A 15870-nucleotide genomic window follows, 5' to 3' on the forward strand; every position below is an offset into this window, starting at 1 on the left:
TTCGGTTGCCACATGACTAGCCACGTCTGTCACCCTCGTTCTTGGCTGTCGGCCCCTCTTGGCCCGCCAGTTGTTTCTTCTGCAATTCCTTGGCGGATTGCAGCATGGTCTTGACGCCCGCAGCGAGGCCAAGAAAAACGAACAGCACCAGAAAGATCGGAAGGGTTCCAAGGAACCGATCAAGACTGTAACCGATGCCGAAACCGATCCCTAGACCGGCCACAAGCTCGATCACCATCCGCCAGGCAAGCTGCCCTTGGTAGTGACCGTCGTTCTGGACCGTTTCCTGTGGCTTCGGCTTGCGGGCTGCCAGCTTCTCCTCAAGTGCCTTCATGCGGGCACCGGGATCGTCTGGGTCCGGGCTGTCTGTCACGCGTCAAGGCCCCGTAAATTCCTCTGCATCGTCTATGCGCGGGGGTGTAGCGAGTCAAGGCGGTCGGTTCGCCGGCCAAGCTATTGTAATAACTTGATTTTGGACTCCGCGGGGCACCGCTCTCGGCGCGTTTTCCGGTCAATTTGACCCGCCCGCACATTCAACCAATCGGTTGACGATCGGGCAAGACGGGCCCTAATGGGCGCATGGCGACAAATCTGGATACCACTTTTGCGGCCTTGGCGGACCCCACCCGCCGGGCAATCCTTGCGATGCTGCTGGAGGACGACATGGCCGTCACCGACGTGGCAGAGCCGTTCCGGATGTCATTGGCTGCGATCTCCAAGCACCTGATAGTGCTGACGGCGGCGGGGCTCATCTCTCAGGAAAAGCGCGGTCGCGTGAAGTGGTGCAAGCTGGAGCCGGATGCCCTGCGGGATGCGGCCGTCTGGATGCAAGGCTTTGGGCAGATCAGCGGGATCGACCTTGACGCGTTCGAGGCGTTTTTGGACGCGCAAGAGGTAGGGACATGAAAAAGGCCGCAGGGCGCTATGCCGCTGCGGCCGATACTCGCTATGTAAATCGATTGCGATTAACGCAGGCCAAACAGGCTCAAGACAGCCAATACGACAACGACCAGACCGATGATGTAGATGATGCTGCGCATGGCAGGTCCTTCCATTTTATCTGTTCATCAACCATTCGTGACCGGATTGGTTCCGCATCATTCATGCGAATTATCGCGGCGTCGTGACGATCGCGCCTTGCTTGCTCATCTGCACGGCCAGGATACCGGCTGCGATGATCACGACACCGATGACGTCCAGCGGCCCGACCGCTTCTCCCAGGAAACCGGCGGCGATCAGAACACCAAGGAACGGGTTCAGGAAATGGAACGTGCTGGCCCGCACCGCCCCGATCCGGCCGACCAGCAGGAACCAGACCCAGGTCGCGGCCAGACCCGGCACCAGCGTCGTGTAAAGGAATGCCACGATCAGCGTCGGGTTCCAGGCGACCACGAAGGGTTCGAACAGGACTGCCGGGATCGCCGTCAACACCGCACCCACCAGCAGTTGCAGGCCGACGATGGCAAGGACGTTGCCACCGGACGATGCGCCCATCACGGCCAGCGTCGCCGCCGTCAGCGACACGACACCCACGATCAAAAGGAACAGCCCAAACACGTCGGTGCCCCCAGACAGGCGCGCGCCCATGATCAGCGTGACCCCGATGATCCCGGCGACCAGACCCGCCACGCCCAGCGGACGCACCTTTGTGCCAAAGATCAGCCAGCCCGACAGGGCCACCAACAACGGCATGGTGGACCCGATGATCGCCGCCAGCGAGGCCTGCACGCTTTGCATCGCGACGAAGTTCAGTCCGAGGTACAGCGCGTTCTGGCACAGCCCGAAGACCAGCACGCCCGTCCATTGCCGCCGGGTCAGGCGGAACGACTGGCCCAGCGCCCAGGCAATCGCGCAGCCCAGCAGGCCAGAGATGAGAAAGCGCAGCGACAGCGCCGTCAGCGGCGGCGCGTATTGCACGATGATCCGGGCCGAGGTGAATGCAGAGGACCACATCGCCGCAAAGGCGAAGCCCATGAAAAGTGCTTTGAAGTCCATGTCGCCTCAATGAAAAAGGGCCGCCCGTCGGGGCGACCCTTTCCCTAAATCAGACCGGACGCAAGATCAGCCGTTCACGCTGTCCTTCAGCGCCTTGGCGATCGTCATCTTGACGACCTTGTCGGCGTCCTTCTTCATCTGCTCGCCCGTGGCGGGGTTGCGGACCATCCGCTCGGGACGCTCGCGGCAGTAGATCTTGCCGACGCCGGGCAGCGTGACGGCACCGCCGCCGGACACTTCGTCGGTGATGATCGCGGTCACGGCGTCAAGCGCTGCGCCGGCGGACTTCTTGTCCATGCCGGTCTTGTCGGCCAGTGCGGCGACAAGCGCTGCCTTCGTCATCGGTTTGGTTGCCATTGGTCGGTTCTCCCTTGAATGCCCCCAACTCTGGGGCCGGTTGGACGTCATTTAACGTAATGTTGTGGGACACCACAACGCTTTGTGCAGTCATGCAAGCCAAAAATGCGGCTTTTTGCCATATTTTGCTGGGTTCAAAGGAAAGCTGTCTCTTCAAAGCTACGTAATTTGCGACTGTGGATGCGTTCCAGCGGCATGTCGCGCAGCGTTTCCATCGCGCGAATACCGATCATCAGGTGATTTGCCACCTGAGTCCGATAGAAATCAGAGGCCATGCCCGGCAGTTTCAGCTCTCCGTGCAGGGGTTTGTCGCTGACGCACAACAGGGTGCCATAGGGGACGCGAAACCTGAAACCGTTGGCGGCGATGGTGGCGCTTTCCATGTCGAGAGCGACCGCCCGCGACTGCGACAGCCTTTGCACCGGGCCGGAATGATCGCGCAACTCCCAGTTCCGATTGTCGATGGTGGCGACCGTGCCGGTGCGCATGATGCGCTTCAGCTCATAGCCTTCCAGCTTCGTCACCGCTTCGACCGCGTCTTCAAGGGCGATCTGGATTTCCGCCAGCGCCGGGATCGGCACCCAGACGGGCAGGTCCGCGTCCAGCACATGGTCCTCGCGCAGATAGGCGTGGGCCAGCACGAAATCGCCCAGCCGCTGCGAATTGCGCAGCCCCGCGCAGTGACCCACCATCAGCCAGGCATGCGGACGCAGCACGGCGATATGGTCGGTCGCGGTCTTGGCATTCGACGGCCCGACACCGATGTTGACCAGCGTGATGCCGGCCCCCTGCTTGCGCGTCAGGTGGTAGGTCGGCATCTGGGGCAACTTTGTCGGCACGATCATCGGTGCCTCGGGGTCCGTGATGACCTGGTTCCCCGGCCCAACGAAGGCGGTGTAGCCGCTGTCGGGGTCCGCCAGCATCTGCCGTGCGAACGCCTCGAATTCCTCGATGTAGAACTGATAGTTCGTGAAGAGGACGTGGTTCTGGAAATGCGCAGGATCGGTCGCGGTGTAATGGGCCAGCCGCGCCAGCGAATAGTCGATGCGCTGCGCCGTGAAGGGCGCCAGCGGTGCCGCCCCGTCGGGGTAAAGGAACCCGTTGCCGTTCACGATATCATCATGCGTCGTGGACAGGTCCGGCACGTCGAAGATGTCGCGCAGGTGGAAATCGGCGGCCCCTTCCTGCGGCACCGTCACGGAGGCGTCGTTCGCCACGGCGAAATGCACCGGCATCGGCGTGGTCGAGGCGCCGATCGTCACCGGCACCCGGTGGTTCTGCATCAGCAGGCCGATCTGCTGTTCCAGATAGTGCCGAAACAGGTCGGGCCGCGTGACAGTCGTCGAATAGGTCCCCGGTTCCGGCACATGGCCAAAGGACAGTCGGCTGTCGGTGGGCGCAAAGCTTGTCGTGGTCAGCCGGATTTCGGGATAATAGGCGCGATAGGCGGCGTCGGACTGACCGGTGCGCAGAACCTCGGAAAAGTGCGCGGTCAGAAAATCGGTCGCGGCATCGTAGAGGGCGCAAAGCCGCGTCACCGCGGCGGCGGCGTCATCGAATGTTGCGGGCTCGGGCACGTCCGGGCTGCGCAGCGGGCGGATGTCGGTCATTGCGGCCCCTCGAACAGCGGAGTCAGTTTGAACGTGGTCACATCGACCAGACCAAGGTCGCTGATCCGCAATTCGGGGATCACGACAAGCGCCAGCAGGGAATGCTGCATGTAGGCGTTGTTCAATGTGCATCCACAATCCGCCATCGCCCGCACCATCCGGCCTGCATCGGCGGCGACCTCTGCCGCCGGGCGGTCGGACATCAGGCCCGCGATGGGCAGAGCGACCAGCGCGATCTCTGCCCCGTCCTTCCAGACCGTGATGCCGCCGCCGACCTCGCCCAGCCGGTTCGCGGCCTGTGCCATCATGTCCCGGTCGGTGCCGACAACGATCATGTGGTGGCTGTCGTGCGCCACGGTCGAGGCGATCGCCATGCGTCCGGTGTATCCGAACCCCGATACGAAGCCGTTGACCACGCCCCCCGTCGCCCGGTGCCGTTCCACCAGCGCGATCTGGCAAACCTCTCCCGTCGCCTGCACGCGGCCTTCGGTGACGGGCAATTCGAAGGTCAGGGCTTTGGTCGGTGCCTGGTTTTCGACGACACCGATCACTTTCGCTGTGACCGCATTTGCGCCCGCCGGGGCCTGCACGGCAAAGTCTTCCGCATCCAGCACCTTGCCCAGATGCACCGTCTGCCGCGCGGTCGCGGGCCAGTCGTAATGCGGGCAGTCCACCGTGATCCTGCCATCCATCGCCACCGTCCGCCCCCGCGCAATCACATGCTCGATGGGCAGGGTGACAAGGTCTGACGTCAGGATCATGTCGGCACGCCGCCCCGGTGCAATCGACCCCAGGTCGCGTTCCAGTCCGAAATGCGTCGCGGTGTTGATCGTGGCCATCTGCAAAGCCACGACCGGATCACAACCGCAGGCGATGGCATGACGCACCACGCGGTTCATATGACCTTCGTTCACCAGCGTTTCGGCCATGCAGTCATCGGTGCACAGGATGAAGTTGCGCGGATCGAGCCCACGTTCCGTTACTGCCGTGATCTGGCTTTCGACGTCATACCAGGCGGAGCCCAGCCGCATCATACTGCGCATCCCCTGCCGCACACGGGCGATGGCGTCTGCCTCGGCAGTGCCTTCGTGGTCGTCGGCGGCCCCGCCGGCGGCATAGGCATGGAACGGCACGCCTTTGTCAGGGCTGGCATAATGTCCACCGACGGTCTTGCCCGCGCGCATCGTCGCCGCCATTTCGGCCAGCATCTGCGCGTCGCCATTGATGACACCGGGAAAATTCATCATCTCGCCCAACCCGATGATGCCGGGCCATTGCATCGCCTCGGCCACGTCATCGGCGGTGATCTCATACCCCGTGGTTTCCAGACCGGGGGCAGAGGGGGCGCAGGACGGCATCTGGGTAAAGATGTTCACCGGCTGCATCAGCGCCTCGTCGTGCATCATCCGCACGCCTGCAAGCCCCAGCACATTGGCGATTTCGTGCGGGTCGGTGAACATGCTGGTGGTGCCGTGCGGGATCACGGCGGCAGCGAATTCGGAGGGCGTCAACATCCCGCTTTCGATGTGCATGTGCGCGTCGCACAGACCGGGAATCAGGAAGCGGCCCTTGCCGTCGATCACGTCCGTCGCCGTGCCGATGCAGTGGGTCGCGTCCGGCCCGACATAGGCAAAGCGACCCTCGGCCACGGCTACCTGCCAGCCGTCCAGCACCTCTCGGCTATGGACATTGACCAGACGGACGTTGTGGACGACCAGATCGGCGGCGACGCGACCGGCGGCCACGGCGACAAGGCGGGGGGCGGAGTCCGCCCATGAGGGAATGTGATGCGACATGGCCGAACGTGACACCAAAGGCCCGCCACCTTCAACCCCGCGCTTCAGGGCAGTTTGTGAATTTCCAGTGGCACCTGATCGGGATTGAGGCGCATGACCGTGTAATTCAACGCCCCCGCGATGGTGACCCAAATCAGGTTGGGAACGAACGCCATGCCTGCCCAGAAATCCACGCCGAAATGCGTGATCGTCGCCCCCAGCACCGCAATCCACAGCGCCGCCATGATGGGCAGCGATCCCTTCAGCCGGCGCAGTCCAAAGAACACTGGCGTCCACAGCGCGTTCAACGCGATCTGCGCCGCCCAGAACGCCATCGCATATTGGTTTCCGTCCAGCGGCGCGACACGCGCACCCGCAAAGGCGATAAGCAGGTAAATCGACGTCCACATGATCGGGAACGCCCAGTTCGGCGGCGTCCACGCGGGCTTGTTCAGGCGTTTGTACCACTCGCCTGTCGGGAACAGCGCACCGGTGGCGCCGGCGGCGAAGGTCGCGGCAAGGAAGATCAGGAACAACGTCACGGACATGGGGTCGGCCTTTCGCGGGCGGTCCCTCTCTATCTAGGCGCTTTGACGGCTCTGTCCATGCCCTGCCTCGTGCCGTGCCAGATCGGCCAGCGTGTCCAGCACCGCCGTTGCGCGGCGGGCGGGTCTGGTCCTGCGCCCGGCGGCATCGACAAGAAAGGCGACCTCGGCCAGCGGCGGCGCAAACATGACCGCAGGGCGCGGCATCATGTAGGTCACGGCGGTCAGGCCTGCCGCCTGCCCGATCCAGACGATCTTTTGCACCTTTGTCGTGCGGGCACGGCGGGTGATGGAATCATAGTCCTGCCGCCGCACCTGCCGCCCGATCCCGTCGTAGATCAGCCGCGCCGCCCAGATGCCAAGACGCGCGGTGGACGGCAGCCCGGCAATACCGGATTCGGACCGGCGATACAGCCTGTCCGCCTCGGTCAGAAGGCGGCGCACCATCAGGCGCTGCACCGGGCCGGGTTGCGGGTTCGACAGGAACGCGGCTGGCGTCAACCCGGCTTCGGCCAGCCAGTCGGTCGGCAGGTAAAGCCGCCCCTCGCGCGCATCCTCGCCCACATCTCGGGCGATATTGGTCAGTTGCATGGCAACGCCCAGATCGCAGGCCCGCGCCAAGGTATCGGCGCAACGCACGTCCATCAGCACGCACATCATCGCGCCGACCGCCGCGGCAACCCGCGCCGAGTAGGCGCGCACGTCGGACAGTGTGGCATAGCGGCGTTGCTGCGCATCCCAAGCCAGCCCCTCCAGCAGGGCATCGGGCAGTGCGCGCGGCATATCATGCGCGGCGACGATGGCGGCAAAGGCGCGATCCTCCGGCGCGTTGCGGGGCCGGCCCGCGTAGGCAAGGTCGAGCCGGTCCCGAAGGCGCAGCACGGCACCGGCCTTGTCCGCACCCTCGTCCACCTCATCGTCGGCCAGTCGGCAGAAAGCATAGAGGGCCAGTGCCGGATCGCGCACCTTTGCGGGCAGCAGACGGCTTGCCGCATGGAATGACAGCGATCCGGTGCGGATCATGGCGCGGCAATGGTCCAGATCGGCGGGTGCGATGCCATGCGCGGTCATTCGGCGGCCATCTTCATCGCGGGAACCTGGCGAGCGTCGGGCACCAGCTTGCCCAGCACCTCGGCGCTGGACACGACACCGGGCACACCTGCGCCGGGATGGGTGCCTGCGCCGACAAGGAACAGACCCTTCGCCTCTTCGCTGACATTGTGGGGGCGGAACCAGGCGGATTGCAGGATGCGCGGTTCGATCGAAAACCCCGACCCGTGAGGAGAGAGATAGCGGTCGCGGAAATCCTCGGGCGTGTAGATCAGGTCCGTCGTCAGGTGATCCCGGAAACCGGGGATCAGTGTATCGAGGACCGCCGCCACCTTGTCACGGTAACGCATCTTCTCGGCCTGCCAGTCGATGGGGTTGGCGTGACCCAGATGCGGGACGGGCGACAGAGCATAGAAGGTATCTCCACCCGCTGGTGCCACGGATGGATCGGTGACAGAGGGGCGATGGACATACAGCGACATGTCGTCGGCCAGATGCCCCTTGATGAAGATGTCGTGCAGCAGCCCCTCATACCGCGGGCCGGCCATGATCGTGTGATGGCCGACGTCGGCCCACTTGCCGCGCGTGCCTCTCGTGCCGAAATACCAGACGAACAGGCCCATCGACCAGCGCCGGTTGCGCAGTTTTGCATCAGTCCAGCGTTTGCGTGGCGCGTCCTTCAGCAACGTGCCATAGGTATGCCCCGCGTCGGCGTTGCTGATGACCAGGGGCGCAGCCAGTTTGCGGCCCGTTGCCAGCGTCACGCCCTGTGCGGCACCACCCTCGATCGTGATGCGCTGGACCTGCTGCCCCAGCCGGATCGTCCCGCCCTGCGCGCGCACGACGTCTGCCATCGCATCCGCAATCGCCTGGACGCCGCCCATCGCGTAGTGGACGCCGAATTCCTTCTCCAGATAACTCACTAGCGCATAGATCGAGGTGACGTTGCTGGGGTCGCCGCCGATGAACAGCGGGTGGAACGACAGCGCCATGCGCAGACGTTCGTCCTTGACCCGCGCCCGCGCCAGCCCGAGGATCGAGCGGTCGGCCCGCAACTTGGCGAACTGCGGCAGGACCTTGATCGTCTCCCACGCGCGGTGCATCGGCTGCGCGACCATGCCTTCGAACCCGAGCTTGTAGCGCGCATGACTGTCGCGGAGAAATTGGTGGTACCCCTTCACATCGCGGGGCGACAGGCGTGCGACCTCTGCGACCATCTCCTTCGTGTCGCCGGTGACGCGCAGGTGAGACCCGTCTGGCCAGCGAATCTCGTAGAACGGGGTCAGCGGGCGCAAGTCGACGTCCGCGTGGAAATCGCGACCGCAGGTGGCCCAGAGTCTTTCATAGACCTGCGGCACGGTCACGATGGTCGGGCCAAGATCGAACCGGTGGCCATCCTGCATTACGGAACTGCCCCGACCCCCGACCCGGTCAAGTCGATCGAGGACGGTGACGGCGTAGCCCTTGGCCCCCAGCCGCATGGCAGCGGCAAGCCCGCCAAGGCCTGCGCCAATCACGATGGCGCGGTTGTCGGTGGTTGGTTGCGGTGCATGTCTGGTCATGGAAACACGTTAGGTGTGTCAATCAAAGTTGACAATATCCTTTCGCAGATATCGCGATAGACACGCAACTAGGGTTGAACGCTTCTCAAAATGTGTCAGGATTGGTTTACACATCGGTAGGAAAATCATGCCCCAGACCGTCAGCCTCAGCCTCTACCGCTTTTCAGGGTTTCGCAGCCGTGCCTGGGCGCTGGGAATGATGGCACTGGCCCGCGGCCCGTTGGCCCGCACACCCGACATCGGCTTTTGGAAGCTGTGCGGCGCGGGGGTCGGTCACGGCTTTACCCCGACCGCCAATCCCGCCGTCATCGCGATCCTTGCGGTCTGGCCGGACGCGCCCACGGCCCGCAGCCGGACGACAGGGACCATCTTTGCCTGCTACGCCGCCCGCGCCACGGAAACCTGGACAGTGTTCCTGACGCCGACCAGCGCACGCGGGCAGTGGTCTGGGCAACAGCCCTTTTCCGTCGCATCACCATCGACCGGCCCGCTTGCCGCGCTGACTCGTGCCACGATCCGGCCCGGCATCCTGCGCAGGTTCTGGACCCGCGTGCCGCGCATTTCGGACATGATCGGGGCCGATCCGAATGTCACCTTCAAGATCGGGATCGGAGAGGTGCCGATGCTGCATCAGGTCACATTCTCGATCTGGCCGGATCAGGCCGCGATGGACGCCTTCGCGCGCACCGGTCCCCACGCCGAGGCGATCCGCGCCGTCCGCCGCGAAGGCTGGTTTGCCGAAGAGCTTTACGCCCGCTTCACCGTCCTGTCCGATCACGGGACATGGGGCGGCACCTCACCGATAAAGGAGGTCGCATGACCGCACCCTTCCCCTTTTCCGCCATCGTCGCCCAAGACGAGATGAAGCAGGCGATGATCCTGACCGCCATCGACCCCTCGATCGGCGGCGTGCTGGTGTTCGGTGATCGCGGCACCGGCAAATCGACCGCCGTCCGCGCACTGGCGGCCTTGCTGCCGCCGATCACGGTGGTGGACGGTTGCCCGGTGAACTCTGCCAAGGTTGCCGATGTGCCGGACTGGGCGCGGGCTGGCCCCAAACTGAAAGAAGTGCCGACCCCCGTGATCGACCTGCCGCTGGGCGCGTCTGAGGATCGGGTGACGGGCGCTCTCGACATCGAACGGGCCTTGGCGCAGGGCGAACGGGCGTTTCAACCTGGCCTTCTGGCCCGTGCGAACCGGGGTTACCTTTATATCGACGAGGTCAACCTGCTGGAGGATCACATCGTCGATCTGCTGCTGGACGTGGCACAATCCGGCGTCAACGTCGTGGAACGCGACGGCCTGTCGATCCGCCACGCCGCCCGCTTTGTGCTTGTCGGCTCTGGCAACCCGGAAGAAGGCGAATTGCGCCCGCAACTGCTGGACCGTTTCGGCCTGTCGGTCGAGGTCGCGAGCCCCAAGGACATCGACACGCGGATCGAGGTCATGCGCCGCCGCGACGATTACGAGAACGACAATGCCGCCTTCATGCTGCGCTGGCAGGCCGAGGATGCCGCCATCCGCGACCGTATCCTGACTGCGCGCAAGGCTCTGCGCGATCTCACCACTTCAGAGGCCAATCTGCGTGACGTGGCCGAACTGTGCCTGGCGCTCGGCTCTGACGGTCTGCGCGGAGAGTTGACGTTGTTGAAGGCCGCCCGCGCCTTTGCCGCCTGGCGCGACGACACGGCGCTGACCCGCAGCCACATCCGCGCGGCTGCCCCCATGGCCCTGCGCCACCGCCTGCGGCGCGATCCGCTGGACGAGGCCGGGACCGGCGCGCGCGTCGGGCGGATCGTGGAAGAAACCCTTGGCTGAGGCCTGGGATCAGGCCTTGCTGGCGCTGCGTCTGCTGGCCATCGATCCGGGCCTTGGCGGCATCCGTATCCGTGCGCGGTCTGGCCCGGTGCGCGACGCGCTGCCGCTGCCCGATGCGGTGCGACTGCATCCCGCTATCGGCGACGACGCGCTGCACGGCGGACTTGATCTTACGGCAACTTTGGCCGCGGGACGCATGGTGCAACGGCCGGGATTGCTGGCCCGGCCCGGCCCGCTGCTGCTGACGATGGCGGAACGCTGCCGCTCTGGGCTGGCGGCGCAGCTTGCACAGCACCTCGACACTACACCCCGCGCCCTTATCCTGCTGGATGAGGGGACAGAGGACGAGGCGCCGCCGAAGGGGCTGACGGAGCGGCTGGCCTTCGACGTCGATCTGACGGACGTGCCGCTGGGCGAAGCAATGTCCGCGACGACCGGAACCGTCGCATCTGGTCACGCGACGGCCACGCCGGACCAGATTGCCCGGATCGCAGGTATCGCCGCCGCCTGCGGCATCGACAGCGCGCGCGCGCCGTTGCTGGCCCTGCGGGCGGCGCGGGCTCATGCGCGCCTGATGGGCCGGGACCGGGTGGACGAAGAAGACCTGACGACCGCCTGCACCCTGACCCTGGCGCACCGCGCGACGCGCCTGCCAGAAGTGCCTGACCCCGAGGACGATGCCCCCCGCGATCCGCCGGATCAGGACCGCACCGAAGACAGCCCATCGCCCGACGACGGCCTGCCGGACCTGCCTGACGATCTGCTGTTGGAAGCCATGCGCGCCCTGATCCCCGACGATCTGCTGGCGCGGCTTGCCGCGCAAAAGGCGCGGGCGGGACGGGGCGACGGGACCGGCGCCCTGCGCAAGGGCAACCGGCGAGGCCGGCCGCTTCCGTCACGGCAGGGCGACCTGCAGGGCGATGCCCGGATCGATATCGTGGCGACATTGCGTGCCGCCGCCCCTTGGCAGACGATCCGCCGCCACGACACCGGGCGCGACGGTCTGCATATCCGCAAGGCTGACATCCACATCCGGCGCTTTGCCGAACAGGCCGACCGGCTGCTGATCTTTACCGTCGATGCCTCCGGCTCTGCCGCGCTGGCCCGTCTGGCCGAGGCGAAGGGCGCGGTCGAACTGTTGCTGGCGCAGGCCTACGCGCGGCGCGACCACGTCGCCCTCATCGCCTTTCGCGGCACCACCGCAGAAATCCTGCTGCCGCCCACCCGCAGCCTCGTGCAGACAAAACGACGGCTGGCCGCCCTGCCCGGTGGCGGCGGCACACCCCTCGCGGCCGGGTTGGACATGGCGATGACCTCTGCCCTACTTGCGCAGCGGCGCGGCATGACTCCGACCATCTGCCTGCTGACCGACGGTCGCGCCAACGTCGCGCGGGACGGCAGCGCGGGTCGGGCGCAGGCCGCGACAGATGCCGAAACCACCGCCCGGCTGATTCGCGCGGCAGGGCTGGACGCGCTGGTGATCGACACCGGAACCCGGCCCAGCGACGCGCTGCGACACCTTGCCGGGACACTGCGCGCGCCTTATATCGCGATGCCCCGCGCCGATGCCGCCCGCCTGTCGACCGCCGTCAGCGCCGCCTTGGTCGATTGATGCGCTGGCCACCGCCCGCCGACTGGCCGATGGCCGACGTCTCGCGCAGGGTCGAGAGCCGGCCCCATCGCTGGCATGTGCAGGAACAGGGCGACGGTCCGACCATTCTGCTGCTGCACGGTGCCGGCGGTGCCACGCAAAGCTGGCGCAACCTGTTTCCCCTGTTGGCGCAGGATCATCACGTCATAGCCGTCGATCTGCCGGGTCAGGGCCATACCCGTGCCGGAACGCGCGGCAGGCATGGCGTGGCCGCAACGGCGCAGGATCTTGCGAACCTGTGCCGGCAGGAAGGCTGGACCCCCGATCTGATCGTCGGCCATTCCGCCGGTGCACCCATCGCATTGCAGATGGTGCGGGATGGCATGAGGCCAGCACTCGGCATCGTCGGGATCAATGCGGCGCTTGAGACGTTCAAGGGAGCCGCTGGCCTGTTCTTTCCTCTGATGGCCAAGACGATGGCCGCGATCCCCCTGACCGCCCGCCTTTTTGCAGCCACGACAACCGAGGCACGAGTGAAACGACTGCTGGATGGCACCGGGTCGCACATCGACGCACGCGGGGTCTCTCTGTATCAGCGCCTCGCGTCCGACACGGAACACGTCGATGGCACGCTCGAGATGATGGCGCAGTGGACGCTGGAGGATCTGAGCCGGGATCTGCCCCTGATCGACACGCCCGTCCTGTTGTTGACCGGCGACGACGACCGTGCCGTGCCGCCAGCGACAAGCGCGGCCGCGGCCGCGCGCCTGCCGCAGGGGCGGCACCTGTCCCTCGGCCCGCTGGGCCATCTGGCCCACGAAGAGGACGCCGCCAGCGTCGCCAGAATCATCGACCAGCACATCCGGGCATGAAAAAGGCCGCCGCAGTGTCCTGCGGCGGCCTGTCGTCTACGCGATCCTGACTCAGTTGGTCGGGGCAGCCTCGGCGTCGCCTTCCATGCCTTCGGTCCCGAAGGTCGCAAGGAACGCGTAAAGGTCATAGGCCTGCGCCTCGTCACGCACCTGATAGGCCATCTTGCCGCGGGCGCGGTTGTCATCCAGCGCCTCGCGCAGGAAACCGGTCGGGTCCTGAACGTAGCTGACGAAGTTGGCCTCGTCCCAGACGGCACCGGTTTCGCCGTAGGCGATCATCGCATCACCGTAGGCATAGCCTTCGTGTGTGCCGGGCGTGGCACCGGCCACGCCATAAAGGTTCGGGCCGACCTTGGCGTTGCGCCCAGCCAGCACTTCGTCAGTGGCCGGGTCCTGCACGACGTGGCAGGCGACGCACTGGCGGTTGAATTGCTCTTCGCCTGCGGCGGCATCGCCCTGCAGCGCAGCAAGGTCGATTGCGCCGGCGGCCATATGGCTTTCGGCGAAGGCGGGGGCGGCAAAAGCCGTCATCGCCAATGCAAGAGTCGTAAGTTTCATTGGTCTCTCCCTAAAGTCAGCAAATCAATGGACTTGCCCGATCTGAGTTGCAATTTAGCCTGTCTTTCCGCCGCGTCCAGTCCGCTGCGACCAAGGTCGCGTGATCACGCCACCGCCTGGCTTAGCGCGCATTGCCGCCACAGCGTACGCAGCGCGGCCATGAGGTGATCGATATCTGCGTCGGTATGCAGCGGCGAGGGCGTGAACCGCAGCCTCTCGGTGCCTTTCGGGACCGTCGGATAGTTGATCGGCTGCACGTAGATGTCCCATTCCTGCATCAGGTAGTCGGCCAGCATCCGGGTCTTGACCGGGTCCTTGATCATCACGGGGACGATGTGACTGTCGTTGGCCATGTGCGGTATGCCCGCCTGATCCAGCGCCGCCCGCAGCCGTGCGACCTGACGCCGCTGTTGCTGACGTTCCACGTCCGACACCTTCAGGTGTGCAATGGATGTGCGCGCCGCGGCGGCCACGGCGGGCGGCAGGGCGGTGGTAAAGATGAACCCGCTCGCAAAGCTGCGGATGAAATCGCACAGTGCCGCGGACCCGGTGATGTAGCCGCCGACGACGCCATAAGCCTTGCCGAGCGTGCCTTCGATCAAGGTGATGCGGTCCGCGACGCCTTCCTGTTCCGAAACACCACCGCCGCGCGGGCCGTAAAGGCCGACGGCGTGGACCTCGTCCAGATAGGTCATCGCACCGTATTTCTCGGCCACATCGACGATGGCGCGAATCGGCGATACGTCGCCGTCCATCGAATAGACGGATTCGAAGGCGACGATCTTCGGGACGTCGACCGGCAGGGCCGCCAGCTTCGCCTCCAGATCCTTCACATCGTTGTGCCGCCAGATCACCTTGGTCGCACGGGAATGGCGAATGCCTTCGATCATGCTGGCATGGTTGCCGCTGTCCGACAGGATCACACAATCCTTCAACCGGCTGCCCAGCGTCGACAGCGCCGCCCAGTTCGACACATAGCCAGAGGTGAACAGAAGCGCCGCTTCCTTGCCATGCAGATCGGCCAGCTCGGCCTCCAGCAGCAGATGGTCGTGGTTGGTGCCGGAAATGTTGCGCGTGCCCCCTGCCCCGGTGCCGGTGCGCTGCACCGCCTCGCACATCGCCTCGATCACCGCCGGGTGCTGGCCCATCCCAAGATAATCGTTGGAACACCAGACCGTGACGTCGCGCACCGCGCCGTCCTTGTAATTGCCGGCGCGGGGAAACTTGCCGCACTTGCGTTCCAACTCGGCGAAGTAGCGATAATTGCCGTCGCGCTTGAGCTGATCGATCTGGTCGGTGAACAAAGCATCAAAGTCCATGGGTCTCACTTTCTGTGTCGGGGGTGGAATGCGGCAGCATCCACCGCCAGAGTTTCGCATCAGGCAAGGGAATGACCATCAGCCAGTGTTCAAGTAGTGCGAGGCCTGCAAGTGCCGTCAACAGGGCAAAACCCGTGGCCGTGGCGGGCGCATCCGCCGACCAGAGCCGTTCGGCGCAGACGGCGAAAAGCACCGTCAGCACGGTGATCGCAAGGGGAAAGGCCAGTGAGACGGGGCCGTGCGTGAAATAGGATTTCAGATGCAGCAACCGGGCAGGCACGAATTCCGCATTGATCCGCGGCACTCCGAAATAAAGGTTCAGCTTGGCGCAAATCCGCGCCAGAAACAGCACCATGTAGGTCGCCAGCGCAACCCGGTTGACGGCACCATCGGACACCAGCACCAGCGCAAACAACCCCAGGACCAGCGCCAGTTCGTGCCACGCCACGGTGGCAAACGCCCGCTGGAATCGCGGCCAGCCGCGTAGCCCGGGCAGGCAATCGTCGCGCATCGGGCCTGTGACGACGCCGGTCAGAAAGGCCAGCTCGATCCAACCCCAGATCGCCAGTGCCCCGGCAAAGGCGGCGTAGACGCCCTCCGTCGAATGACTGTCCAGCGAACCGGCCACGAGCGTCGCACCGACGATCAGCATCGGTAGCCCGCCAAGGGTGGCCCACAGATGCGCGCGCCCGCCGACCCGGTCCGCCAGCCGCACGACCAGCAGGATCGCGCCAGTGGCGAACCACCAGGCGAACACGGCCGACACGGCAGCGATCCAAGGCGACTCCATCATTCTTCTGGTCCCCAATATCTCTGGG

17 protein-coding genes are annotated in these 15870 nt (G+C 65.2%); 6 read left to right on the forward strand and 11 right to left on the reverse strand.

The window, feature by feature from the left end:
• Positions 1-16: 16 nt before the first annotated feature.
• Entirely contained in the window at positions 17-334 is a 318-nt protein-coding gene (locus ACOI1H_RS04580; protein ID WP_422435607.1) for an AtpZ/AtpI family protein, read from the reverse strand.
• A 245-nt stretch (positions 335-579) separates the two neighbouring features.
• Here ACOI1H_RS04580 and ACOI1H_RS04585 point away from each other — a divergent pair, with 245 nt between their 5' ends.
• Complete coding sequence (locus ACOI1H_RS04585) at positions 580-906, forward strand: ArsR/SmtB family transcription factor (protein ID WP_422435545.1); 327 nt, start codon at positions 580-582, stop codon at positions 904-906.
• Complete coding sequence (locus ACOI1H_RS04590; protein ID WP_422435546.1) at positions 903-1127, forward strand: hypothetical protein; 225 nt, start codon at positions 903-905, stop codon at positions 1125-1127. Before ACOI1H_RS04585 ends, ACOI1H_RS04590 begins: the two co-directional genes overlap by 4 nt.
• Here the strand turns inward: ACOI1H_RS04590 and ACOI1H_RS04595 are convergent.
• The 7 genes from ACOI1H_RS04595 to ACOI1H_RS04625 all read right to left on the reverse strand — a co-directional run bounded on the left by ACOI1H_RS04595 (position 1111) and on the right by ACOI1H_RS04625 (position 8894).
• Entirely contained in the window at positions 1111-1995 is an 885-nt protein-coding gene (locus tag ACOI1H_RS04595; RefSeq protein ID WP_422435547.1) for a DMT family transporter, read from the reverse strand. The two genes, ACOI1H_RS04590 and ACOI1H_RS04595, sit on opposite strands and share 17 nt — an antisense overlap.
• Positions 1996-2061: 66 nt before the next feature.
• Positions 2062-2352, reverse strand: a complete 291-nt coding sequence (locus tag ACOI1H_RS04600) for an HU family DNA-binding protein (protein ID WP_422435548.1) — start codon at positions 2350-2352, stop codon at positions 2062-2064.
• A 134-nt stretch (positions 2353-2486) separates the two neighbouring features.
• Positions 2487-3962, reverse strand: a complete 1476-nt coding sequence (locus tag ACOI1H_RS04605; protein WP_422435549.1) for an AMP nucleosidase — start codon at positions 3960-3962, stop codon at positions 2487-2489.
• Positions 3959-5758: an adenine deaminase gene (gene ade / locus ACOI1H_RS04610; protein WP_422435608.1), complete on the reverse strand. Its 1800-nt coding sequence runs from the start codon at positions 5756-5758 to the stop codon at positions 3959-3961. The genes ACOI1H_RS04605 and ade overlap by 4 nt, the downstream gene beginning before the upstream one ends.
• A gap of 44 nt (positions 5759-5802) precedes the next feature.
• Positions 5803-6285 (reverse strand): tryptophan-rich sensory protein TspO, encoded by a 483-nt coding sequence (tspO, locus tag ACOI1H_RS04615; protein ID WP_422435550.1) that lies wholly within the window; start codon positions 6283-6285, stop codon positions 5803-5805.
• A 33-nt stretch (positions 6286-6318) separates the two neighbouring features.
• The gene (gene crtB / locus ACOI1H_RS04620) at positions 6319-7353 is read right to left on the reverse strand and encodes a 15-cis-phytoene synthase (protein ID WP_422435551.1); all 1035 of its coding nucleotides are present in this window, start codon (positions 7351-7353) and stop codon (positions 6319-6321) included.
• The gene (locus ACOI1H_RS04625) at positions 7350-8894 is read right to left on the reverse strand and encodes a phytoene desaturase (RefSeq protein WP_422435552.1); all 1545 of its coding nucleotides are present in this window, start codon (positions 8892-8894) and stop codon (positions 7350-7352) included. Before ACOI1H_RS04625 ends, crtB begins: the two co-directional genes overlap by 4 nt.
• Before the next feature lie 127 nt (positions 8895-9021).
• On the opposite strand from ACOI1H_RS04625, the gene crtA reads away from it, so the two are divergent.
• From crtA to bchO, 4 genes are read left to right on the forward strand one after another with little or no spacing between them, the layout of a single operon-like run.
• Entirely contained in the window at positions 9022-9714 is a 693-nt protein-coding gene (gene crtA, locus ACOI1H_RS04630; RefSeq protein WP_422435553.1) for a spheroidene monooxygenase, read from the forward strand.
• The gene (gene bchI / locus ACOI1H_RS04635; protein WP_422435554.1) at positions 9711-10712 is read left to right on the forward strand and encodes a magnesium chelatase ATPase subunit I; all 1002 of its coding nucleotides are present in this window, start codon (positions 9711-9713) and stop codon (positions 10710-10712) included. Before crtA ends, bchI begins: the two co-directional genes overlap by 4 nt.
• Positions 10705-12324, forward strand: coding sequence for a magnesium chelatase subunit D (locus ACOI1H_RS04640; protein WP_422435555.1), 1620 nt, complete (start codon positions 10705-10707; stop codon positions 12322-12324). Before bchI ends, ACOI1H_RS04640 begins: the two co-directional genes overlap by 8 nt.
• A complete protein-coding gene (gene bchO, locus ACOI1H_RS04645) occupies positions 12324-13175 on the forward strand; it encodes an alpha/beta fold hydrolase BchO (protein ID WP_422435556.1) in 852 nt (283 codons plus the stop codon). Before ACOI1H_RS04640 ends, bchO begins: the two co-directional genes overlap by 1 nt.
• A gap of 51 nt (positions 13176-13226) precedes the next feature.
• Here the strand turns inward: bchO and ACOI1H_RS04650 are convergent, their stop codons facing one another.
• The 3 genes from ACOI1H_RS04650 to puhE form a co-directional block, all read right to left on the reverse strand.
• Positions 13227-13733 (reverse strand): c-type cytochrome, encoded by a 507-nt coding sequence (locus ACOI1H_RS04650; RefSeq protein WP_422435557.1) that lies wholly within the window; start codon positions 13731-13733, stop codon positions 13227-13229.
• Between the two features lie 104 nt (positions 13734-13837).
• Positions 13838-15052, reverse strand: a complete 1215-nt coding sequence (gene hemA, locus ACOI1H_RS04655) for a 5-aminolevulinate synthase (protein WP_422435558.1) — start codon at positions 15050-15052, stop codon at positions 13838-13840.
• Positions 15042-15842 carry a putative photosynthetic complex assembly protein PuhE gene (gene puhE, locus ACOI1H_RS04660; RefSeq protein ID WP_422435609.1) on the reverse strand — a complete coding sequence of 267 codons (801 nt, stop codon included), beginning with the start codon at positions 15840-15842 and terminating at the stop codon, positions 15042-15044. The genes hemA and puhE overlap by 11 nt, the downstream gene beginning before the upstream one ends.
• Positions 15843-15870 lie beyond the last annotated feature (28 nt).

This window comes from Loktanella sp. DJP18, assembly GCF_049310965.1.
GTDB lineage: Bacteria > Pseudomonadota > Alphaproteobacteria > Rhodobacterales > Rhodobacteraceae > Loktanella.